The organism is Actinomycetospora rhizophila, assembly GCF_042657905.1.
Classification (GTDB): domain Bacteria; phylum Actinomycetota; class Actinomycetes; order Mycobacteriales; family Pseudonocardiaceae; genus Actinomycetospora; species Actinomycetospora rhizophila.
On record NZ_JBHSKG010000006.1, the window covers coordinates 222,542 to 243,481 of the forward strand.

The 20,940-nt window shown below is 73.9% G+C and carries 22 protein-coding genes; 9 read left to right on the forward strand and 13 right to left on the reverse strand.

Annotation, left to right across the window (positions count from 1 at the left end; translation table 11 throughout):
• The first annotated feature begins 138 nt into the window (after positions 1–138).
• From ACFPK1_RS14085 to ACFPK1_RS14105, 5 genes are all read left to right on the forward strand, one after another.
• Complete coding sequence (locus ACFPK1_RS14085) at positions 139–579, forward strand: RrF2 family transcriptional regulator (RefSeq protein WP_378021561.1); 441 nt, start codon at positions 139–141, stop codon at positions 577–579.
• A gap of 18 nt (positions 580–597) precedes the next feature.
• On the forward strand, positions 598–1,902 hold the full coding sequence (locus tag ACFPK1_RS14090) for an acyl-CoA dehydrogenase family protein (protein WP_378021562.1): 1,305 nt from the start codon (positions 598–600) through the stop codon (positions 1,900–1,902).
• Positions 1,899–3,290 carry a DNA-binding protein gene (locus ACFPK1_RS14095; protein WP_378021563.1) on the forward strand — a complete coding sequence of 464 codons (1,392 nt, stop codon included), beginning with the start codon at positions 1,899–1,901 and terminating at the stop codon, positions 3,288–3,290. Before ACFPK1_RS14090 ends, ACFPK1_RS14095 begins: the two co-directional genes overlap by 4 nt.
• 64 nt (positions 3,291–3,354) lie before the next feature.
• A complete protein-coding gene (locus ACFPK1_RS14100) occupies positions 3,355–4,194 on the forward strand; it encodes an SAM-dependent methyltransferase (protein WP_378021564.1) in 840 nt (279 codons plus the stop codon).
• A 74-nt stretch (positions 4,195–4,268) separates the two neighbouring features.
• Positions 4,269–5,012, forward strand: coding sequence for a TetR family transcriptional regulator (locus tag ACFPK1_RS14105; protein WP_378021565.1), 744 nt, complete (start codon positions 4,269–4,271; stop codon positions 5,010–5,012).
• Between the two features lie 4 nt (positions 5,013–5,016).
• On the opposite strand, the gene ACFPK1_RS14110 is transcribed toward ACFPK1_RS14105, so the two are convergent.
• Entirely contained in the window at positions 5,017–5,457 is a 441-nt protein-coding gene (locus ACFPK1_RS14110; protein ID WP_378021566.1) for a nitroreductase family deazaflavin-dependent oxidoreductase, read from the reverse strand.
• Between the two features lie 50 nt (positions 5,458–5,507).
• On the opposite strand from ACFPK1_RS14110, the gene ACFPK1_RS14115 reads away from it, so the two are divergent.
• Complete coding sequence (locus ACFPK1_RS14115; protein WP_378021567.1) at positions 5,508–6,257, forward strand: hypothetical protein; 750 nt, start codon at positions 5,508–5,510, stop codon at positions 6,255–6,257.
• On the opposite strand, the gene ACFPK1_RS14120 is transcribed toward ACFPK1_RS14115, so the two are convergent.
• The 4 genes from ACFPK1_RS14120 to ACFPK1_RS14135 form a co-directional block, all read right to left on the reverse strand.
• Positions 6,247–7,311: a hypothetical protein gene (locus ACFPK1_RS14120; protein WP_378021568.1), complete on the reverse strand. Its 1,065-nt coding sequence runs from the start codon at positions 7,309–7,311 to the stop codon at positions 6,247–6,249. The genes ACFPK1_RS14115 and ACFPK1_RS14120 overlap by 11 nt on opposite strands.
• 13 nt (positions 7,312–7,324) lie before the next feature.
• On the reverse strand, positions 7,325–8,902 hold the full coding sequence (locus tag ACFPK1_RS14125; RefSeq protein ID WP_378021569.1) for a fatty acyl-CoA synthetase: 1,578 nt from the start codon (positions 8,900–8,902) through the stop codon (positions 7,325–7,327).
• A gap of 60 nt (positions 8,903–8,962) precedes the next feature.
• Positions 8,963–10,540, reverse strand: coding sequence for an HNH endonuclease signature motif containing protein (locus ACFPK1_RS14130; RefSeq protein WP_378021570.1), 1,578 nt, complete (start codon positions 10,538–10,540; stop codon positions 8,963–8,965).
• Between the two features lie 259 nt (positions 10,541–10,799).
• Entirely contained in the window at positions 10,800–11,252 is a 453-nt protein-coding gene (locus ACFPK1_RS14135) for a BLUF domain-containing protein (RefSeq protein WP_378021571.1), read from the reverse strand.
• A 76-nt stretch (positions 11,253–11,328) separates the two neighbouring features.
• Here ACFPK1_RS14135 and ACFPK1_RS14140 point away from each other — a divergent pair, with 76 nt between their 5' ends.
• Both ACFPK1_RS14140 and ACFPK1_RS14145 read left to right on the forward strand, forming a co-directional pair.
• Entirely contained in the window at positions 11,329–11,628 is a 300-nt protein-coding gene (locus ACFPK1_RS14140; protein ID WP_378021572.1) for a hypothetical protein, read from the forward strand.
• A gap of 37 nt (positions 11,629–11,665) precedes the next feature.
• Entirely contained in the window at positions 11,666–11,989 is a 324-nt protein-coding gene (locus ACFPK1_RS14145; RefSeq protein WP_378021573.1) for a rhodanese-like domain-containing protein, read from the forward strand.
• A gap of 22 nt (positions 11,990–12,011) precedes the next feature.
• Here the strand turns inward: ACFPK1_RS14145 and ACFPK1_RS14150 are convergent, their stop codons facing one another.
• From ACFPK1_RS14150 to ACFPK1_RS14180, 7 genes are all read right to left on the reverse strand, one after another.
• Complete coding sequence (locus ACFPK1_RS14150; RefSeq protein ID WP_378021574.1) at positions 12,012–13,337, reverse strand: MFS transporter; 1,326 nt, start codon at positions 13,335–13,337, stop codon at positions 12,012–12,014.
• A gap of 39 nt (positions 13,338–13,376) precedes the next feature.
• Positions 13,377–13,904 carry a MaoC family dehydratase gene (locus tag ACFPK1_RS14155; RefSeq protein ID WP_378021575.1) on the reverse strand — a complete coding sequence of 176 codons (528 nt, stop codon included), beginning with the start codon at positions 13,902–13,904 and terminating at the stop codon, positions 13,377–13,379.
• A complete protein-coding gene (locus ACFPK1_RS14160; RefSeq protein WP_378021576.1) occupies positions 13,901–14,365 on the reverse strand; it encodes a MaoC family dehydratase in 465 nt (154 codons plus the stop codon). The genes ACFPK1_RS14155 and ACFPK1_RS14160 overlap by 4 nt, the downstream gene beginning before the upstream one ends.
• Positions 14,362–15,954 (reverse strand): class I adenylate-forming enzyme family protein, encoded by a 1,593-nt coding sequence (locus tag ACFPK1_RS14165; protein ID WP_378021577.1) that lies wholly within the window; start codon positions 15,952–15,954, stop codon positions 14,362–14,364. The genes ACFPK1_RS14160 and ACFPK1_RS14165 overlap by 4 nt, the downstream gene beginning before the upstream one ends.
• On the reverse strand, positions 15,951–16,856 hold the full coding sequence (locus tag ACFPK1_RS14170) for an SMP-30/gluconolactonase/LRE family protein (RefSeq protein ID WP_378021578.1): 906 nt from the start codon (positions 16,854–16,856) through the stop codon (positions 15,951–15,953). Before ACFPK1_RS14170 ends, ACFPK1_RS14165 begins: the two co-directional genes overlap by 4 nt.
• 104 nt (positions 16,857–16,960) lie before the next feature.
• Positions 16,961–17,635: a GntR family transcriptional regulator gene (locus tag ACFPK1_RS14175; RefSeq protein WP_378021579.1), complete on the reverse strand. Its 675-nt coding sequence runs from the start codon at positions 17,633–17,635 to the stop codon at positions 16,961–16,963.
• 71 nt (positions 17,636–17,706) lie between these two features.
• Entirely contained in the window at positions 17,707–18,540 is an 834-nt protein-coding gene (locus tag ACFPK1_RS14180) for an SDR family NAD(P)-dependent oxidoreductase (protein ID WP_378021580.1), read from the reverse strand.
• A gap of 216 nt (positions 18,541–18,756) precedes the next feature.
• Here ACFPK1_RS14180 and ACFPK1_RS14185 point away from each other — a divergent pair, with 216 nt between their 5' ends.
• The gene (locus ACFPK1_RS14185; protein ID WP_378021581.1) at positions 18,757–19,752 is read left to right on the forward strand and encodes an LLM class flavin-dependent oxidoreductase; all 996 of its coding nucleotides are present in this window, start codon (positions 18,757–18,759) and stop codon (positions 19,750–19,752) included.
• A 42-nt stretch (positions 19,753–19,794) separates the two neighbouring features.
• Here ACFPK1_RS14185 and ACFPK1_RS14190 read toward each other — a convergent pair whose 3' ends face one another.
• Complete coding sequence (locus ACFPK1_RS14190) at positions 19,795–20,934, reverse strand: alpha/beta hydrolase family protein (RefSeq protein ID WP_378021582.1); 1,140 nt, start codon at positions 20,932–20,934, stop codon at positions 19,795–19,797.
• Positions 20,935–20,940: the final 6 nt, after the last annotated feature.

The following is a 20,940-nucleotide window of genomic DNA, read 5'->3' on the forward strand; positions in this document are numbered from 1 at the left end:
CCGGCGGAAGCGCTGCGGCACGAGCGGCACGACATCGGGCACGAGCGGCGGGGCCCGGCACGAGCGGCTTCCCCACCCGCCGGTGGTTAAGTAGCATTCGGCGTACCGATTTGGACGTCCGAACGAGACGAGCAGGTCATGAGGCACACGAGCCACGCCGACTACGCCCTGCGGGTCCTGCTCTACCTGCGGGTGGCGCCGGGGCGGCAGGGCTCGGTCGCGGACATCGCCGAGGCGCACGCGGTCTCGCGGCACCACCTCGTGAAGGTCGTGCAAGGGCTGGCGGGCGCCGGGATCGTCGAGACGGCCCGGGGCCGCGGCGGTGGCGTCCGGTTGGCGCGCGACCCCTCGACGATCACCGTGGGCGCGGTGATGCGGGCGATGGAGAAGGACTTCGCCGTCGTCGAGTGCCTGGGCGCCGCCCGCTTCTGCCGGGTCGCCGGCGTCTGCGGCGCGCGCAGCGTGTTCTCGCGCGCGCTGGACGCCTATTTCGCGGTCCTCGATGAGGCCTCGCTCGAGGACATCGCTGCCAACGATCTCGGGCTCAGGGGTGCGCTCGGGCTGACGACCGCCGGGTAGCCGGCCGGAGGACGCACCGTGGCCATCGACTTCGAGCTGACCGACGACCAGAGGAAGATCAAGGACCAGGCGCGGGAGTTCGCGCAGGAGGTCCTGCGCCCCGTGGCCGACCGCGCGGACGCGCTACCCGACCCGCAGGACGCGTTCCGCGCGACGAAGCCGGTCTACGAGCAGGCGGCCGCGCTCGGCTACCCGGCGATGTTCCTGCCGGCCGAGTACGGCGGCGGCGGGGCGTCGACCGTCGACTTCCTCATCGCCATCGAGGAGCTCTGTGCGGTCGATCCGGGCTTCCCGACGACCCTGCTCGTCAACGGCCTCGCGCTCATGCCGCTGCTGCAGTGGGGTACCGAGGCGCAGCGCGAGCGCTGGATCGGTGCCGCGGCCGCGGACGTGCGCGGCGACTTCCTCGCCGGGTGGGTCGTCAGTGAGCGCGGGGGCACCGCGAACTTCGACCACCCGAGCCCGCAGGCCGGCATCCAGCTCGTCGCCGACCACGACCGGGCGCGCGGCGAGTACGTCCTGCACGGCGAGAAGCACTGGCCCTGCAACGCCGGCGGCTGGGACCTCGGGGGCGCCGACGTCAACCTCTGCGTGGTCCGCACCGACCGGCGCGCCGGCGGCAAGGAGGCCCTCTCGGCGGTCCTCGTCGAGCGCGGCACGCCCGGCGTCCGCTACGAGGTCATCGACACGATGGCGCACCGGACCTGCCAGAACGTCACGATGACCTTCCGCGGGGCGCGCGTGCCGGAGGAGAACCTGCTCGCGCCCGGCGACGGCGACCTGCTGGTCAACCGGAACTTCACGTGGTCGGCGCCGATCGCCGCCATGGCGGCGGTCGCGGTCGCGCGCGGCGCCTACGACTTCGCGCTGAAGTGGGCGCGGACCTACACCGGCGGCGGCGCCGGCCCGATCATCGAGCACCAGGCGGTCGGGCACCTGCTCACCGAGATCGCGGCGAAGATCGAGGCCGGGCGCTACCTGTGCTGGAAGGCCGCGCACTACCTCGACGCCAGCGACGGCGAGGCGCACGCGCTGGCGGGGATGAACAAGACGTTCTGCGGCGACCTCATGCAGAGCGTGGTGGTCGACTGCATGCGGATCGTCGGCGTCAACGCGCTGGACCGGAAGTTCCCGCTGGCGCGCCTCTACCGCGAGGCGATGGTCTTCCCCCTCTACGACGCGGGGAACCTGGCGATGCAGCGGCGCCGCGCCTGGGGCGTCATGGCCGACGCGGCGTTCACCCCGGACACCTTCGTCGACGGCGAGCGGATCCCGTTCACGAAGGCGATGGAGGGGTACGGCGTCACCTCGGAGATCGGGTGACCGCCGTGGAGACCTGCGCACGCTCGCCGTTCGACCGCGCGTTCGCCCGCACGCACGCGGCCTGGGAGCGGTTCGCCGCCGGCGCGGATGACGCCCGCGACGTCCCCCTGGCGATCGCACAGTCCTGGCACCGGTGTCGCGACGTCTACCGGATCGACCCCGCGCGCGCGTCCCCGGAGGCGGTCGACGACCCCGACGACCCGGCCGCCCGGCACCTCCACGGCGGGGTGCTCGCCCAGCTCGGCGCGATCGGGGCCGCGCTCGCGGCGCACGCCGGCAACCGCGTCGCCACGGTGACCGACGGCCGGGGCACCGTCCTGGCCGTGTGGGGCGACGGGCCCGCGCGCCGCCGGGCCCCGGACGCCGGGCTCGACCCCGCGATGGCGTGGTCGGAGCCGGTCACCGGCACCAACGGTGTCGGCACGTCGCTCGTGGCGCGCCGGGTGTGCTCGGTGCGCGGCCCCGAGCACTGGAGCGCGGCGCTGCACCAGTGGAGCTGCACCGGCGTGGCGTTCTGCGACCCCGTCACGTCCTCGCCGCTCGCGACCCTGACGCTCTCGAGCTGGCGGGAGATGGTGCCGATCCGGCCGATCGACCTGCTCGTGGCGACCGAACCGGTGGCCGCCGTCCTGCAGGGCACCGCGGCGCGGCACGCCCGGCGGATCGCGGCGGCCTTCGCCGACCTGGAGCGGCGCACCTCGGGGGCGCTCGTCGCCCTGGACCTCGCCGGGCGCATCGTCGCGGCCAACCCGGCCGCCCGCCGGCGCGGCGCGGTGCCCGGCGAGTACGCGACGGACGACCCGGCCGGGCCACGCCGCGGCATCCGGAGCCTCGGCGGCGTCGTCCCGGACGTCCGTGACCGCACCCGCGACGATCCGGGCTGGCGCGGCACGGTGTCGCTCTGGTCGGCGGTCACCGACGACGCCGAGACCTACCGGGTCATCCCGGTCGTCGCGGGGACGCACCCGATCGCGTTCCTGGCTTGCACCGACGCGCGCGCCGGGGCGGGCGAGCCCCTCGACGACCGGACGCCTCGTCCGCGCCGCGCGCCCTGCCGCGTCCCGGCGGTCGGCGCCGGCGGGCAGATCGTCGTCCTGCGGCCCCAGGAGATCCGCTCCGCGCGGGCCGACGGGCACGCGGTGTGGCTCGCGACCGACCACGGACCCCGGCGGGCGACCCGGCGCGGCATCGACCAGGTGGAGCGGGACCTCGCCGACGCCGGCTTCCTGCGCGTGCACCGCAGCCACCTCGTCAACGTCGCGCGGGTCCGCGACGTCGCCCGCGACGGCGACCGCCTGGTGATCAGCACCGGCCCGGGCGACGACGACCGCATCCCGGTGGCGCGCCGCTACGTGCCGGCCGTGCGGCGCGCGCTCGGGATGGCGTGATCCGTTCCACGGGACCTCGCGGGATGAGAAGATCGTCCCCACGCACGGGAGCGGGGAGAGCGGCGTGACGGCGCAGTCGGGCGGACCAGCAGGCGGGAGGTGGCGCGAGTCCGAGCGGGCCCTGGAGGCCGGCATCGACTTCGAGCGCGCCAACGCCGCCCGGATCTACGACTACCTGCTGGGCGGGGCCTGCAACTTCGCGGTCGACCGCGAGCAGGCCGCCAGGATCCTCGCCCAGAACCCGGACATGGCCGACGTGTGCCGCGCGAACCGCGACTTCCTGCGCCGTGCGGTGGAATGGTGCCTCGCCCACGGCATCACCCAGTTCCTCGACCTCGGCTCCGGGGTGCCGACGGCGGGCAACGTCCACGAGATCGCGCTGGCCCACCGGCCCGAGGCGCGCGTCGCGTACGTCGACTTCGAACCCGTCGCGGTGGCGCACGCGCACGAGGTCGTCGGCGGGCTCGAGAACGTCAGCGTCACGCGCGCCGACATGCGCGACACCCACGGCGTGCTCGCCGCGCCCGGCGTCCGCGACCTGCTCGACCCCGACCGCCCGATCGCGCTGCTCACGGTGGCGGTGCTGCACTTCGTGCCCGACCCCGAACTGCCCGCGATCCTCGCCCGCTACCGCGCCGCGATGACGTCGGGCAGCGCGCACGTCATGAGCCACGGCAGCGCCGACCACGACGACCCCGAGCTCGCCGCCCGCACGCGGGCCATCCAGGACGGCTACCGGGGCAGCGCCACCGAGGTCGTGCTGCGCTCCCGGCCCGAGATCCGCGACCTCCTGGGCGACACCGAGCTCGTCGCGCCCGGCCTCGTCGACATCGTCGACTGGCCCACGGCGAGCCCCGGCGAGCGTCCCACCGGGGGTTATGCGGCGATCGCCCGGATCCACTGATCGACGACGAGCCGTCCACCGCACCGACGCCGCGTCTCCCGACCGGAGACGGCGCCGGTCCGCATACTCGCCGCATGACGCCGGGCTGGTTCGACCTGCCGGTGTCCCGATGGTCGGACCAGGGCGTCACCGCGACCCTCCAGGCGCGGGCGCGCGCGACCCGCCGCGAGCTCCTGCTGGCCGCCGCGCGCCGGTTCGCCGCCCAGGGCTACCACTGCACCTCGCTGTCCCAGGTGGCCGCCGACGGCGGGCGCACGAAGGGCGCGCTGTTCTTCCACTTCGAGAACAAGTCGGCGCTGGGCTGGGCGGTCGTCGAGGAGCTGCACGCCTCCTGGAACGACATCACCCGACGCATCACCGCCCGCGGTCTCGACCCGCTGGCGGCGCTGCTGGTCGTCTACGACGCGCAGATCGCCCGGCTCATGTTCGACCCGATCGTCACGGGCGGCCTGCGCGTGATGCGGGAGGACCCGGGCATGCAGGCCGACCGCCACCAGTGGGTCGAGGGCTGGCGGGCCGAGACCGAGGCCCTGCTCGCCGGGGCCCGCGCCGACGGGCTGGTCGGCGGGAGCAGCGACCCGGCGGCGGTGAGCTCCACGCTGCTCTCGACGGTCGTGGGGCACCACTACCTCGCCGAGGTCCAGCCCGACGGCCCGACGCTCTGGGAGCGCATGTCCGACAGCTGGGTCGCGCTGCTGCCGACGCTGGCGGCGCCGGACTGGCTCGAGCGGTGGACGGCGTCCGGGTGGTCGCGGCGCCCGGCGCCGGACGTCGCGACCTTCGAGCGGGCACGGCTCGAGGGCGCCGTGGCGGGATGAGGCCTCAGCGCGGGTCGAGCACGAACACCGGGATCTCGCGGTCGGTGTTGGCCTGGTACTCCGCGTAGCTCGGGAACGCCGCCACGGCCCGCTCCCACCACCGCGCGCGCTCCTCGCCGGTCACCACGCGCGCGGTATACGGCCGGGTCTCGGTGCCGTCCTGCAGCGAGATCTCCGGGTGTGCCCGGATGTTCTCGAACCACACCGGGTTCTCCGGTGCCCCGCCCTTCGAGGCGACGACGGCGTAGCTGCCGTCGTGCTCGACGCGCATGACGGGCGTGTACCGGAGCTTGCCGGTGCGCGCCCCGCGCAGCGTCAGGAGCACGACCGGTGCGCCACGCACCTCGACGCCCGCGGTGGTGCCCGTCTCCAGGATCGTCTGCGTCTGGCCCCGCACCCAGTCCGTCGGACTGAGCTCGACCTGGCCCTCGCCGTCATCGCTCACAGCCGGGAGAACCCGGCGCCGTCCCGGCTCATTCCGTGCACCATGAGGGCGTGACGACGAGGGCTCGGACCGTCCTGTCCCTGCCCAGCGTCGGGCCGGATCCGCTGGCGCTGGGCGCGGCGCGCGACGCGGTGGTCGGCTACGCCCGCGGGACGCGCTGGCTGCGGTTCCGCTCCCCCGGCGTGCCCGAGGGCCGGTGGGCGCAGGTGCCCGCCTACGGGTGGTCGCGGTTCGACGCGTGCCCGGCCGGCGAGCACCTCGACGCCGACGTCCTGCTCGGCGAGGGACTGCACGGCCGCCTCGACCCCGCCGGCTGGCACGCGGTCCACGACGCCCTGGACTCGCTCGCCCCGCTCGACGAGGCGCTGGTGGCGCGCGCGGACGGCCGCCCGTTCTGGGACCTGCCCGACGACGAGCTCTCGGTGCTCGGCGAGCCCGGCACGGTCGGGGCGCTGCTGCGGCGGATCGGCGAGGACGCCGGAGCCCACGCCGGCCACGTCATCGCCGCGCTGCACCACCGCCGGCCCGCCCTCGTCCCGCACCTGACCCGGACCACCCGGCGCGCGCTGCTGCCCCACCTCGAGGAGGGCGACAGCGGCGTCGAGGCCGTCGTGCGCCGGGAGCTGCGGGCCAACGAGGACGCGTTCGGCGAGCTGGAGGCGGCGGTGCGCGCGGACGTCGGCGACGTCGGCGAGGTCGGCGTCCCGACCCGCCTGCGCCTGCACGACGTCCTGCTGTGGCTGGCGACGACGTTGCGGCTGCCGCACGCGCAGCAGGAGGGTCGCCGGGTCAGGGAGTGAGGAACCGTGTGCGGAAGCGATCGGCGATCACGAGCAGGGCCAGCTCCGCGACGACGGCGACCACCACGAGCTCGGCGTCGAGGTAGCCCAGCGCGACGTTGACGCCGGCCAGGGCCACGAGCAGCCCGATCCGGCAGAGCCGCACCCCGAGCCGGTCGCGGCCCAGCAGCAGGGCTCCCGCCGCCACGAGCAGGAGCACCCCGACGACCGCCTCGCCGGCCGAGGCGACGACCAGCACCGGCGGCCTGCTGCCGGGCAGGAGGGCCCGGTCGTCGAGGACGATCTGCACGTCCGGGTCGCTGCTCCACAGCGCGAGCAGCACCGCGAGGCCCACCAGCGACACGAGCCCGAGCAGCAGCGAGCCCACCACCAGCACGACCCGGTGCACCCAGCGCGGCACGAGCGCGGCCTCGGCGCGCCGGAGCCCGGCGACGACGGGCCGGGTGCGCGTCGGTGGTTCCTCGACCGGCGCGGCCTCCACGACGGGACGCAGGGCCGCGGCGTAGGCGACGAGGTCCGGGCGGGAGGTGTGCGTGGCCAGCGCGGTGAGGTCGCGGAGCAGGGCGGCGCGGTCGGCGGGACGCAGCGGCCCGTCGGCGAGGTCCTTCGAGCGGACCGCGACCGAGTACGCGAGCACCCGCGGCCGGTCCAGCCGGGCGCGGCGCGCCAGGATCGCGAGGCCGAGCACCCCCAGGAAGACCGCGTAGATGATCGGCGCGGCCAGCGGGGTGAAGTAGTCGTTGCGGGCGGTGATGAACTTGCCGACCTCGTCGACGAAGAGCCCCGACCCGACGCCCACGCACACCGCGGTCGCCGTCGAGACCCAGCGGTTGCTCCAGGCCAGCGCGGTCAGCCCGCCCACGAGGAGCAGCAGCCCGCCCCACAGCGCGTGCGCGAGGTGGTACTCGCCGCCGCCGATCTGCGGGTAGTCGGTCAGCGCGAGGTAGAGCCGCGTGACCACCACCGTGACGCCGAACGTCACGGCCACGAGCCGGACGCTGCGCGCGGCGTCCTCGCGCGGTACCGGGCCCCGGTGGGCGCGGACGGTGTCCACCGGGGGCTCCTGCTCAGCCGTGGGCGAGGCGCGCATGGGTCTCCCGCAGCTCGCGCTTGAGGATCTTGCCGCTGGGGTTCTTGGGCAGCTCGTCGACGAGGACCACGTACTTCGGGGCCTTCAAGCCCGCCAGGCGCTCGCGGGCGTGGGCGACGATCTCGGCGGGCTCGGCCGTGTGGCCCTCGCGCAGGACGACCGCGGCCGCGACCGCCTCGATCCACTCCGGGTGCTCGACGCCGAACACCGCGACCTCGCTGACCGCGGGGTGGTCGTAGATCGCGTCCTCCACCTCGCGGCTGGCCACGTTCTCGCCGCCGGTGATGATGATGTCCTTCTTGCGGTCGACGATCGTGAGGTAGCCGTCGGCGTCCATCACCCCGAGGTCGCCGCTGTGGAACCAGCCGTTCTTGAACACCTCGGCGGTCGCCTCCGACTTGCCCCAGTAGCCGCGCATGGCGTGCGGGGTCCGGTGCACGATCTCGCCGACCTGCCCCACGGGCACCGGCTGGTCGTCCTCGTCGTGCAGCCGGGTCTCGACGTTGAGGCTCGCCCGCCCGGCCGTGCCCGCCTTCGTGATCTGTTCCTCGGGGAACAGCACGGTGGCGTTGGGGGCGAGCTCGGTCTGGCCGTAGTAGTTGAACAGACGGATGTCGGGCAGGCGCCGGCCCAGCTCCTCGAGCACGGCCACCGGCATGATCGCCGCCCCGTAGTAGCCCTTGCGCAGCGACGAGAGGTCGTGCCGGTCGAACGCCGGCGACCGCAGGAGACGGATCCAGACGGTCGGGGGGCAGAACATCTTCGTGATCCGCTCGGCCTCGACGGTGCGCAGGATCGTCTCGGGGTCGGCGGAGTCGACGACCACGCTGGTCGCGCCGAGGTAGACGTCGGGCGTGAGGAAGTCGTGCAGGGCCGCGCAGTGGTAGAGCGGCAGCGCGTGCAGCTCCACGTCGTCGCGGTGGTACTCGCCGTCGACGATGTCGCTGACGTACTGGGCGATGAGGTTGCGGCTGGTCATGATCGCGCCCTTGGGCGCCGACGTGGTGCCGCTGGTGTAGAGCAGCTGGACCGGGTCGTCGTCGCCGATCTCGACGTCCGGCTCCGTCGCGTCCTCGTGCGCGAGCAGCCGGTCGAACGAGGTCCAGCCCGGGCTGTGGCCGATGACGATCCCCAGCGCGGTCGGGACCTCGGCCGCCCCGAACGTGTCGACGAGCGCGTCCTCGACGATCGCCGCCGTCGCCCCGCTGTCGGTGAGGACGTAGCGGACCTCGGACGCCACGAAGTTGAAGTTGACCGGCACCGAGATGGCGCCGAGCCGCGCGAGCGCGAAGTAGGCGACCACGAAGGCGTAGGAGTTGTGCGAGAAGATCGCGACGCGCTGGTCCCGGACGATGCCCCGGGCCGCGAGCGCGTTCGCGACGCGGTTGGCGTCGGCGTCGAGCTCGGCGAACGTCCGGCGGGTCTCCCGGTGGACGACGGCGAGCTTGTCCGGGTACTTGATCGCCGTGCGCGCCAGCAGCGACCCGATCGTCTGCCGGCGGGCGCGCACCACGTCCGCGGTGAGGGGCGGGAGGTAGCGGTCGAGATCGTCCACCCCGCTGCTCCTACCGATCAACGCCGCTCGGGGCAATGGGCAGAGGTCGCCCGCCGGCGATCAGGTGGGTGCGCGGGGTCGTCCGCCGGGGCGTGGTCGTTGGGCGGTGTCGATGTACCAGGGCGGGGTGAACCAGGGCCGCCCGTCGGTCATGGTGATCGTCCAGTGCCCGTGGTGGACCAGCTGGTGGTGATACCGGCAGAGCAGGCACATGTTGTCCACCGCGGTCGCCCCGCGGTCCCGGAACCACTCCTGGATGTGGTGGGCCGCGCAGCGCCGCGGGCGGCGGGTGCAGCCGGGGAACGCGCACCCCCCGTCGCGCAGGTTCAGCGCCCGCCGGATCGCGTCCGGCGCGGTGCGCTGCGCGCGCCCGACGTCCAACGGTTCGGATTTCGACCCCAGGATCATGGGGAGGATCTCGGCGTCGCAGGCCCAGCGGCGCACGGTGGCGGCATCGACGCGGTGCCCGGAATCCAGCGTCCCGAAGCCACCGGTGTCTTTGAGGGCTGCGCAGAGCCAGCGGTGATCGATCGTGATCGTGAGCAGCGCGCGGCCGGGGCGCTCGGTCCAACTCTTCGCGTCGCCCGCTCGCCGCGGCTCGGGGATCAACGCCCACGGCGCCTCGGGCTCGGGCTTGTCGTCGGGGGGCTCGTCGTCGGGGGGCTCGTCGTCGGCGGGCTCGTCGTCGGCCGGCTCGTCGCCGTCGCCCGCGTTGCCGCCGTCGCCCGCATCGTCAGCGTCGGTCGCGTCGGTCGCGTCGGTCGCGTCGGTCGCGTCGGTCGCGTCGGTCGCGTCGTACGCGTCATCGCCGTCGTCGCCGGCGCTCACGTCGTCGTTGCTCGCGTCGTCGTCGGTGGCGTCAACACGGGTCGCGTCGTCGTCGGTGTCGTGGCGGGTGTCGGTCGCGAGACCGTGGGGGCCGCGGGCGTCCTGGACCAGGTCCTTGAACGCGTCAGCCTGACGCTGCTCCAGCGACCGCTCGTCCCCGGACCCGGCCGGCACGGACAGCACCCCGAACACCTCCACCGCCGCCTCGGCGTCCAACGGGTCGTGCAACCGGCCCTTGAACACCAGCGACCCGTCCCGGCGGCGCAACAACACCACCTCGTCCCGGGCGTCCTCCCCCTCCGGCGGTGGGGCGGCGCCGTCGGGGTCGTGGGCATCGAGGAACTTCCCGGCCAGCACCCGCAACATCCGCGGCGGCAACAACTCCGCGTGCTCGGCCAGCGTCCGCTCGACCCCCGCCCACACCTCCGGCGGTGGCGGGGACATCAGCCCGGAGAGCCGGGTCATCGTCTCCCGGATGACCCGCACATGCCCCGGATCGATCACCCCCGCCGCCACGCCACGACCGGTGCACGGCAGCAACGCGGGGAGCACCTCCCCCAGCAACGACGCCCGCGGGCACAGCTCCGCCGCCTCGGCGACCAGCCGTTTCGCCTCGGCGTGATCGAGGTTGTCGCGGTCGGCGACCAGCGACTCCACCGACCGGTACCCGGTGCCGGCCGCGACACCGGAGTCGGCGAGTGCGGCGATGCCCTGCAACCGCCGGAAGTAGGCCCGGCGCAGCGCGAGCACGTCGGTGCGGGCGCGCTCGAGCGCCGCACGCTCGCCCGCCCCCACCCCGTGTTCGCTCATGTGTTCGAACCTACCGCCGACCCCCGACACTCCGAGGCCGATTCGCCGAGGCCGCCACGGCGACATTCCGAGCGGCACCGTCAACAGCCCGCCCAGCCTGTCGACCATGCCGAGCGTGCCTCTCGACGCCGAGCGCAATCCGGCGAAGGGCACCCCTCACCCATCTACCCGACCCAAGGTGCCCCTCGCTCAGACCCCCCCTCACGGCGTCGTGTCGCGGGACGTGAGCGTCCCGTACGGGTCGCCCGGCGAACGAGCGTCAGACCGTGTCGGCGCCGATGGCGTTGCGCATCGTCGCGAAGACCTTGCTCTGCTCCGCGGTGAGGTGGTTCGGCGCGGCGGGGTGGATCTCGCCGTTGGCGGTGTGCAGCGGGATGTCGGCGTGCCCCGCCGCGGAGACCTGGGCCATCGACCACTTGGCGAACGCGCGGTGGTCGACCGTCCCGGAGTCGAGCACGGCGAGCCGCTCGTGCCGTGAGTCGGCACTGATCCGCCCGTAGAGCTCCTCCACGTTGCCCTGGGGGCCTTCGAGGACCTGGGCGAAGTAGTGGTCGGTGATCAGCAGGGCGCCCGTGATATCGGCGCCCTTGTTGTTCGAGCGGGCCTGGCTGAAGATCTCACCGAGGACCGTCGGGCGCTCGTTCTTCGGGATGCGGCTGTGGCTCTGGTAGATCAACCGGAAGACCGGCCCGGTCTCGTCGGCGTCGGCCATCGTGTCCCCTCGGGGTGGAGTGTGATCGCCGTCTCATTATGCTGGGCTCTCGGGAGCTGTCCAGAGGGGGCGCGCGATGGCGACGGCGGTGGAGACGACCTTCCACGGGGTCTCGATGGCGATGTACGACGACCTGCTCGGGCGTCTCGACTTCCGGCCGGGCGGCCCGTCGGAGCCGGGCTGCCTGTTCCACTTCACGACGCCCACCGAGGACGGGTTCCGCGGGGTGGACGTCTGGGAGTCCACCGAGGCGTTCGAGCGCTTCGTCCGCGAGCGCCTCGGGCCGGTCCTCGGCCACCTCGATATCGCGCCGCCGGACGTGCGCGTGTTCGAGGTGCACAACTACCTCATCGCCCCGCCGGAACGGCGAGGTTAGGAGCGCTCCACCGCGACCGCAGTGCGACGCTGGTCCCGTGGCCTCCATCGATCCCGCCGACGCCCGCCGCCGCCTCGAGGCCGGTGAGGCCGTGCTCGTCGACGTCCGCGAGCCCGACGAGTGGGCCGCCGGCCACGCCCCGGACGCCGTGCACCGCCCGCTGGCCGACCTCGACCCGGCCGAGTTCGCGGGCCGCTCCGTGATCACCACGTGCCGCGGCGGCGGGCGCGGGACCCGGGCCGCGGAGGCCCTCGCCGAGGCCGGCGTCGACGCCGCGAACCTGGACGGGGGTCTCCGCGCCTGGGCGGAGCGGGGCGGCGCGATCGTCCGCGACGACGGGTCGCCGGGCGCCCTCGACTAGCAGCGCCCGGCACCGCACCGTCTCAGACGGTCGACCGCTGCTCGTCGTCGATCACCGCGACGGGCGGCGTCACGGCCGGGCGGGTCGCCGGGAGCGCCGAGCAGACCAGCGCCCCGAGCGCCGCCACCACGGCGAAGACCCAGAAGTTCCACGCCAGCCCGAGCGCCGCGCCCAGCACGATCCCGCCGAGGTAGGGGCCGAGGATGGCGCCGAGCCGGCCGATGCCGTTGGCCCACCCGAGCGCGCTCGCCCGGACCGCGGCGGGGTAGAGCGCGGCGACGTAGCCGTTGACGAGGAACTGGGCGCCGATCGAGCCCATGCCCGCCACGGCGACGAGCACGTAGCTGACGGCCACGGGCGGCTGCAGGCCCAGCAGGCCGATCGCCAGCGCGGACGCGCAGAACGCGCTGACCACCACCGGCTTCGACCCGATGCGGTCGGCGAGCCGCGCGCCGGCGAGGGCACCGCCGATGGCGCCGAGGTTGAGCGCGAGCAGGAAGAGGATCGACGGGCCGAGGCCGTAGCCCGCGCGCGCCATGATCGCCGGCAGCCAGCTCCCGAGGCCGTAGGCCAGCAGCAGGCCGCAGAAGCTGGCGCCGGCGAACAGGAGCGTCGGGCGCAGCCGGTGGCGGGCGAACAGGCGGGCGAACGACCGGCGCGGGGACCCCGGGTCCTCGGCGGGCTCCTCGAGCAGGAGGCCGTGACGCTCGGCGATCCGCCGCGCCTCGTCCGGACGCCCCCGGGCGAGCAGGTAGGACGGGGACTCGGGCAGGAGCCGCAGCGCGAGCGGCAGCAGCACGAGCAACGGCAGCGTGCCGATCCAGAACATCGCGCGGAAGCCGAGGGCCGGGATCACGACCACCCCGACCAGCGCCGCGATCACCCCGCCGAACGCTCCCCCGCAGCAGGCGACGGCGTTGTACATCTGCCGCCGTCCGGCGGGCGCGAACTCGACCGCGAGGGCGATGGCCGTCGGGGTGACGCCGCCGAGCCCGATGCCGGCCACGAAGCGCGCGGCGCCGAAGACGAGCGGGGTGGGCGCGGCGGCGCTCACCCCCATCGCGACCGAGAACAGGACGACGGCCCAGATGAGGATGCGGCGCCGGCCGAGGACGTCGGTCAGGACGCCGGCCCCCAGGGCGCCGACGAGCATCCCGGCGAAGGTGACGGCGCCGATGAGCCCGACGTCCGGGGGCGTGAGGCCCCACTCGCGGTAGGCCAGCAGGGCGGGGGTGACGGTGCCGTGGACGAACAGGTCGTAGCCGTCCACGAAGATCGTGCACAGCGCGATGGCCAGGACGATCCTGCGGGCGGTCGCGGGATCGCGGCCGGGACCGGACGAGGGCATGACGGAGCTCCTCTCGAGCGAGGCAGGGAGTGGCCGAGGTCAGCTCGGCAGGGGGTGGTCCTGCGGACGGCGGGCGCGGCGGTGCGCGACGTCGCGCTCGCGCCAGCTCGCCGCGCGCTTGACCAGGACGGTGCGGGTGGCGTGCAGGACGGTGACGGGCGTGCCGTCGACGGTCTTGTGGGCGCGCAGGGCGTAGACGAGCACCCCGGCGTCGGGTCGCGGGCTGGGCCCGTCGGTCGCGAGGATCTCGCTCTCGACGTGCAGGGTGTCGCCCACGAACACCGGCGCGGGCATGCGGACGTCGTCGATCGCGAGGTCGGCCAGGGCGTTCTCGGTGAGGTCCTCGCTGGTCAGGCCCACGGCGAGGCCGAGCGCGACGCAGGCGTTCAGCAGCGGGCGGGGGAACGCCCCGTCCATGTAGGTGGCCATCGACTCGTGGTTGAAGTGGGTCTGGGCCGTGTTCATGGTCAGCAGCGATAGGAACTGGTTGTCGCTCTCGGACACCGTGTGCCCGCGGCGGTGGGCGAGACGCTGCCCGGCGACGAGGTCCTCGTGGTAGCGGGTCACGGCCGGCGCCCCGGCACCATGCTGGTGCGCCGGTACTCGACGACGGGGACGGCGTGCTGGTTCGTCCCGACGGTCCGCCAGGTCACCACGCCCCAGCCCGGACGGCTGCGCGAGGTGCGCCGCTCGACGACGGCGCTGGAGGCGTAGAGCGTGTCGCCGACGTGCACGGGCGTCGGGAACCGGACGGCGTCGGCGCCGAGGAAGCTGCCGCCGGACTCCGAGAGGTCCTCCACCGTGAGGCCCAGGACGACCGCGAACACCAGACCGGCCGGGACGGGCCGGTGCGCGTGCCCGTCGTGCCGGGCGCGCTCGGCGTTGACGTACGCCGGTTGGTAGAGGTGGGTCTGCGTGGCCCACAGGACGACGTCGGACTCCGTGACCGTGCGGCCCCAGTGGTGGTCGAAGGCCCGGCCCGGCGCGAAGTCCTCGAGGACCAGGAGTTCCTCGTCTCCGGCGATCACGGGTCCGTCACCGCCAGGACCTCGTCGCGCAGCGCCCTTCGGGCGACCTTCCCGCTCGCCAGCCGCGGCAGGCTCTCCGCGGAGCGGAACACCGTGCGCCGGGGCACCTTGAACCCGGCCGCGCGGCCCTTGACGTGCGCGCGCAGCTCCTCCTCGGTGACCGACGCCCCGTCCGCGAGCGCCACGACCGCGACCACCGCCTCGCCGCGCTCCGCGTCGGGGACCCCGAACGCCAGCGCCAGGCTCACCGCGGGGTGCGACTCCAGGACGTGCTCCACCTCGAGCGGGGAGACGTTGATGCCCCCGGTCTTGATGACCTCCTTGAGCCGCGAGTGGAAGTGGAGGGCCCCGCCCTCGTCGACACGGACCAGGTCGCCGGTGCGGAAGAACCCGTCGGCGGTGAGCACCGAGGCGGTCAGCCCGGGATCGCCGAGGTAGCCGCGGGTCAGGAAGCCCCGGATCAGCAGGTGGCCGGTCTCCCCGACCGCGACCGGCTCCTCGGTCACCGGGTCGACCACACGGAGCTCCCAGCCCGGCAGCGCCCGGCCGTCGCTGGTGAGGCGGACCTCGACGGGGTCGCGGTGGTCGGTCATGGCCGCGAGTCCGTGCGACTCGGTGAGCCCGTAGATGCTGCAGCAGCCCGTGACGCCGAGGTCCTCGACGACGAGGCGCTTGTCCTCGTACGAGTAGCCGGTCAGGCCCTTGCGCAGCGACGAGATGTCCCGGGGGTGCGCGGCGTTCGCGGCCAGCAGCGCCCGGGTCATGTTCCCGAGGCCGTAGTAGACGGTCGCCCGCTGCGACGCGATGAGGTCCAGCGCGGCGTCGGCGTCGAACGACTCCTGGAGCACCAGCGCGCCGCCGTGGCTCCAGACGGCGACGACCGCGTTGACCGCCGCGAACCCGTAGAACAGCGGGATCGCCACCCACGCGCGGTCGGTCGGGTCGAGGCCCATGCGCTCGCCGATCGCGAAGTCGTTGGCAATGGTCGCGTGGTGGCCGAGCAGCACGCCCTTCGGACGGGCCGTCGACCCCGACGTGTAGAGCAGGAAGAGGTCGTCGCCGCCGCCGACCCGCGCGCGGGCGGCAGCGAGGTCCTCGTCGGTGACGGTCTCGCCGAGCGTGAGGAAGTCCGCCCGGGAGAGCGCGTCCGCGGGCCGGGAGGCGTCGATGCCGACGACGGTCCGCAGCGACGGCAGCCCGGGGCGGACCGCCGACACCAGCGCGGTGAAGTCCTGCTTGAGCTGCCCGGCGGCGGTGATCAGCACGACGGCCCGGGAGTGCTCGAGGGCGTAGGTGAGCTCGTCCTCCCGGTACCAGGTGTTGACGGGCGTCACGAGCGCGCCGATCCGCGCGGCGGCGACGGTGGCGACGAGCCACTCGGGACGGTTGCCGATCAGGACGGCGACGCTCTCGCCGTGCCGCACGCCCAGCGCGAGCAGCGCCCGCGCCCAGGCGTCGACCTCGGCGTCGAGGGCGGCGAAGGTGAGCTCCACCCCCTGGTGGACGACGGCCGGACGCCCGGGCCAGCGCGCGGCCAGCTCGGCGACGAGCCCGCCGAGGGTGTCGGCAGCGGGTGCGGGGACGGTCATGAGCTCCTCCCCTCACGCAGTCCCCCGCGCGCCGGCAGCCCGCGGAGGTCGGACTCCAGGGCGACGACGCGGCCGCCCCGGGCGAGCGTCACGACGACCTGGTCGAGCCCGGCGCCGGCGAAGCACACGTTCGTCGGCATGGACCCGGCCCCGAGGTCGATCGTGCCCGCGGGCCGCAGCTCGGGGTCGACGACCTCGAGGGCGCCCGAGGTCGTGCCGGCCACCAGGAGGTGCCCGTCGGCGGCGACGGCCATCCCGTCGGGGTATCCGGACGGGAGGGTGACCGCCCGGCCGGTGGCGCGCAGCCGCCCGCCGGTGTGCTCGAGCTCGACGACGCGGGCGTGGCGGGTCTCGGCCAGGAAGAGCCGCCCGGGGTCGACGCCGAAGGCGAGACCGTTGGGGTAGCCGTCCGTGCGCCAGAGCACCTCGACCTCGCCGGTGGCGGGGTCGAAGGCGCACACCGAGCCCTCCCGCGGTTCGCCCTCGTGCGGGTCGCCGGAGGGGTCGGTGAACCAGAGCCGGCCGTCGGGCCCAACGACGCAGTCGTTGGGGGCCGACCCCGGCACCTCGAGCCGGGTCCGGACCGGCCCGGTGCCCGGCCAGGTCTGCAGCCCCGGGGTCCGGTCGGGGACGCCCGCCCGCGCCGGCATGTGCACCCGCCCGTTCTGGGCGATCCACACCGTGCCGGTCGCCGGGTCGTGGGCCAGACCGTTGGGGCCGCCGCCGGTCTCGGCGACCGCGACGGCGTCGCCGCCGTCGAGGGTCATCCGGTACAGCAGGCCGCGGGTGATGCTGGTGGCGACGACGTGCGTGCCGGTCCAGATCGGGCCCTCGGTGAAGCCGATGTCGCGGGCCAGCGTCCGGGGCGGTGACATCACCACCGTCGTGCTCGCGGCGGACATGACAGGTCTCCTCTCGTGCGGAGGTGGCGCGCACGGCACGGCGACCCGTCGGGGTCGCGGCGATGCGCGGAGGTGGACCGGTGCGGGCCGGTCGGGAAGGGACCTCAGGCCCCGGTCGACGCCCAGAGGCCCTGGGCGCGGAGCCGGTCGATCACCAGCTGCCCCTCGCGCGCCAGGTGGTCGCGGCAGAGCGCGGCCGCGGCCGCGCCGTCGCCCGCGCGCAGCGCATCGAGGATGGCGGCGTGGGCGGTGGCGGCGTCGATGTCGGTGGGCGAGACGCTCGTGAAGAGGCTTCCCGGCAGCTGGTGCGACAGCTGCAGGAGGACCGCCCGCAGCCGGCGGGACCCCCCGATGCGGTTGATCGTCTGGTGGAACGTCCAGTGCAGCTCGTAGGCGCGGGCCGCGTCGGACTCTCCCACCATCGCGTCGTTGACGGCGGTGAGCTCGTCGAGCTGCTCGGCGGTGATGGTCTCCGCCGCCCGGCTCGCGGCCATGCCGTGGATGACGCCGCAGATGCCGTAGTGGTCGAGGAGGTCCTCGGGCGAGATGTCGGCGACGAAGGTGCCCCGGTGCGGCTCGGTGGTGACCATGCCGTCGGACTCGAGGGCGACGAGCGCCTCGCGGACGGGGAGCCTGCTGACGCCCAGCTCCTCGGCGATCGCGTCCTGGGGCACCTTGCTGCCGAACCCGAGCTCGCCCGCGAAGATCTGCTCGCGGATGTGCTCGGCGACCTGGAACGAGACGCTCTGCCTGCTGATCCGTCGGGTCGCTCGTGCCACGGCCACCCTCCCTGTCGACGGACAACGCCCATCCTGCACTCCGCGACGCCCGGAGGTCGTCTCCCGGGCCGTCAGCGCGTCGCCTGGCCGCAGTCGACGTGCAGGGTGTGCCCGGTGATCACCCGCGAGTTCTCGGCGGCGAGGAACAGGACGGCGTCGGTGATGTCCGAGGCCTCGGCGTAGAAGCCGGGCAGGTTCACGAGGTCGGAGAAGTGCCGGTACGCCGCGTCGTCGTCGCTCAGCTCGAGGGCCTGGCCGAGGCCGATCACCATGTAGGAGCCGTGGTCGGGCTCGGGCTTGATGGTGGCGGGCGCGATCGCGTTGACGTTGATGCCGAACTCGGCGAGCTCGGTGGCCCACGCGCGGGTCAGCCCGGTGACGCCGTGCTTGGCCGCGACGTAGTGCGACAGCATCGCGTGCCCGCTGCCGATGACCGCCGACGAGATGTTGATGATCTTGCCGGAGCGACGGCCGATCATGTCCGGGACCACGTACTTCGCGGCCCACATCGGGCCCTTGAGGTTGATGTCGATCAGCGCGTCGAGGACGTCGCTGCGCATCTCGTGGATGGGGTCGAGCGCGGCCATCCCCGCGTTGTTGACCAGGATGTCGATCCGCCCGAACGTCTCGAGCGTCTGCTCCACGGCGGCCTTCACGGCGGCCTCGTCGCGCACGTCGGCCTTGACGCCGATCGCGCGCGCACCTGCCGCCTCGACCTCCTTGACCGTCCGCTCGAGATCGCCCTCGGTGGCCGTGGCGTACAGGTTCGGGATCGGCTCGCAGATGTCGAGCGCCGCGATGTCGACGCCGGCCGCAGCCAGCGCCCGGGCGTGGCTCGCCCCCTGCCCCCGGCCCGCGCCGGTGATCAGCGCGACCTTGCCGCCCAGCCCTCGGATGTCCGGCATGAGTTCCTCCTCAGATTGGATCAAATATGTATGATCTGTCATCAGGATGCGGGCGGCGGTGTGCTTCGTCAAGACCCGGCGGCGCGAGGCGGACGAACGGGGCATCCGCTACAACCGGTTGCGCGCGACCTGCTTGCTTCTGATCAACGGGTGCGGGAGCGTTCACCCAGCGCGATGTGACCCGCCTGACACGCACGGCGAGGAGGCCGTTCCCCGATGAAGCTCGCTCTCTACCTGCCGAACTTCCGCACCGAGGTGACGATCAAGGAGCTCGAGGACCTCACCGATCTCGCCGAGGAGCTCGACTTCGACTCGGTCTGGACGCTGGACCGCATCGTGGTCCCGGAGGCCTCGGACCGCGAGGAGCTCCAGTACACGTTCGGCATGATGGACAACCTGCCGCACGCCCTGCCCGTGCAGGCGCGCGGCCAGTGGTTCCAGGGCTACCCGCTGCTCCCGTGGCTCGCGGCGCGCACGTCGAGGGTCCGCATCGGGCAGAGCATCATCGACACCCCGTTCCGCGCGCCGGGCGTCCTCGCCGCGGAGCTGGCCACCATCGACCACCTGTCGGGCGGGCGCCTCAACGTGGGCCTCGGCGCCGGCTGGATGCCCGAGGAGTTCGCCGCCGCGAGCGCGACGGACATCTTCCCGAAGCGGCACAAGCACGTCCGCGAGACGATCGAGGTCCTGCAGGGCGTCTGGGGCAACGACCTGTTCGAGTACCACGGCGAGTTCGCCGACTTCGACCGCTGCGGGTTCGGCGCCAAGCCGCTGCAGCAGCCGCGCCCGCCGATCTTCATGAGCGGGCTCAAGGACCCGCTGCGCTCGGCGAAGCGCATCACGAAGTACGACCTCGACGGCTGGATCGGCATCCAGGACTCGCCGGAGGGCCTCGCGAAGTGGCTCACCGCGATCGACCAGCAGTTCGAGGAGATCGGCAGCCCGAAGCGGTCGAAGGACCTCGAGATCTGCAGCATGATCTGGACGGTCATCACCGAGGAGGAGACCGACCAGAGCACCGCGGGCGGTGTCGCGTCGAACCTGCTGGTCGGCACCGAGAAGCAGCTCACCGACCGGCTCAAGGCCTACAAGGACGCGGGGCTGACGATGCCGCTGATCTGGCCGCCGTTCACCGACGTGCCGGTGTCGAAGACGCTCGACGACCTCAAGCGGATCAAGAACGACATCATGCCGAAGGTCGAGGCGGCGTAGTCGTCCTCCCCGCGGCGGCCCGGCCCGGGCCGCCGCGGGGCCTCAGAGCCGGTCCCGGATCCAGTCGGCGATGAAGCCGGTGGCGGCGGGGATGTTGTCGGCGCTCACGTGCTCGACGCCGCCCTCCCGCGGGGTGAACCACTTGAGCTCGCGCTGCGGACTGTTCACCGCGGTCTCGTACTGGGCGGTCGCGTACTCACCCGGGATCTGACGATCGTTCGTGCCGTGGGTGACGAGGAACGGCACGGTGATCTTCTCGGTGACCCCGGCGAGGCTCATCGCGGGCGCCCACGCCATGAACTCCTCGAGGGTCTCCTTGCCGAACACCCACTGGACGTGGTCCCAGTAGTGCGGCACGGGGCGGTCGCCCTCGCGTGCCAGGCGACGCTCCTGCAGCGCGCCCCAGTCGTAGTTGGCGCCCCAGGCGACGCAGAGGCGGAAGCGCTCCTCGAACGCCGCGGCGCGCGGCGCGTAGTAGCCCCCGAGCGACCACCCCATGATGCCGACGCGGTCGTGCGCGATGTCGTCGCGCGTCTCGAGCCAGTCGACGCACGGCCCGGCCCAGGCCTCGCTGTCGTGCCGCCCGGTCAGCCCGCGCAGCCGCAGCGCCTCACCGCTGCCGGGGTGGTCCACGATGAGGGTCGCGACGCCCCGCCGCGCGAGCTCCTGGGCGATCCCCGAGCCGTGCACCATCTCCTTGGTGCTGTCCAGGCCGTTGGTGAACACCATGCAGGGCGCCGGCCCCGCCGTCGCCGCGGGCACGAAGAGCCCCGGGAAGGCCGCGTCGCCGTACGGGATCTCGACCCGCCCGGTGGGGTCGCCGTCGAGCGTGAGCGCCCGCTCGAAGGCGTCGAGCATCGCGCGGTAGGCCGTCCACCGCGGCGTGTGGTGCCGGCTCTGCAGGCGTTCCGCGGTGAGCAGGTGCACCGCGGCGCGGCGGTACCGGGCCGCGGCGCTGAGGGGGTGGCCCGCGGCCTCGTCCTCGCGCGCGAGGTCGAGGAGGCGGTCCGCGACCGCGGTCCACGAGCGGAAGAACAGCTCGGTGCCCGCGTCGTCGCCGTCCCGGGCCGCGTCGAGGACCGGCGCGCAGGCCTGCATGACCTCCTCGATGTGGGCACCGGTGTTCAGGGCGATGTTGACCGACAGGTTCCAGACGTAGTTGCCGGGGAAGATCTCGAACATCGGGGC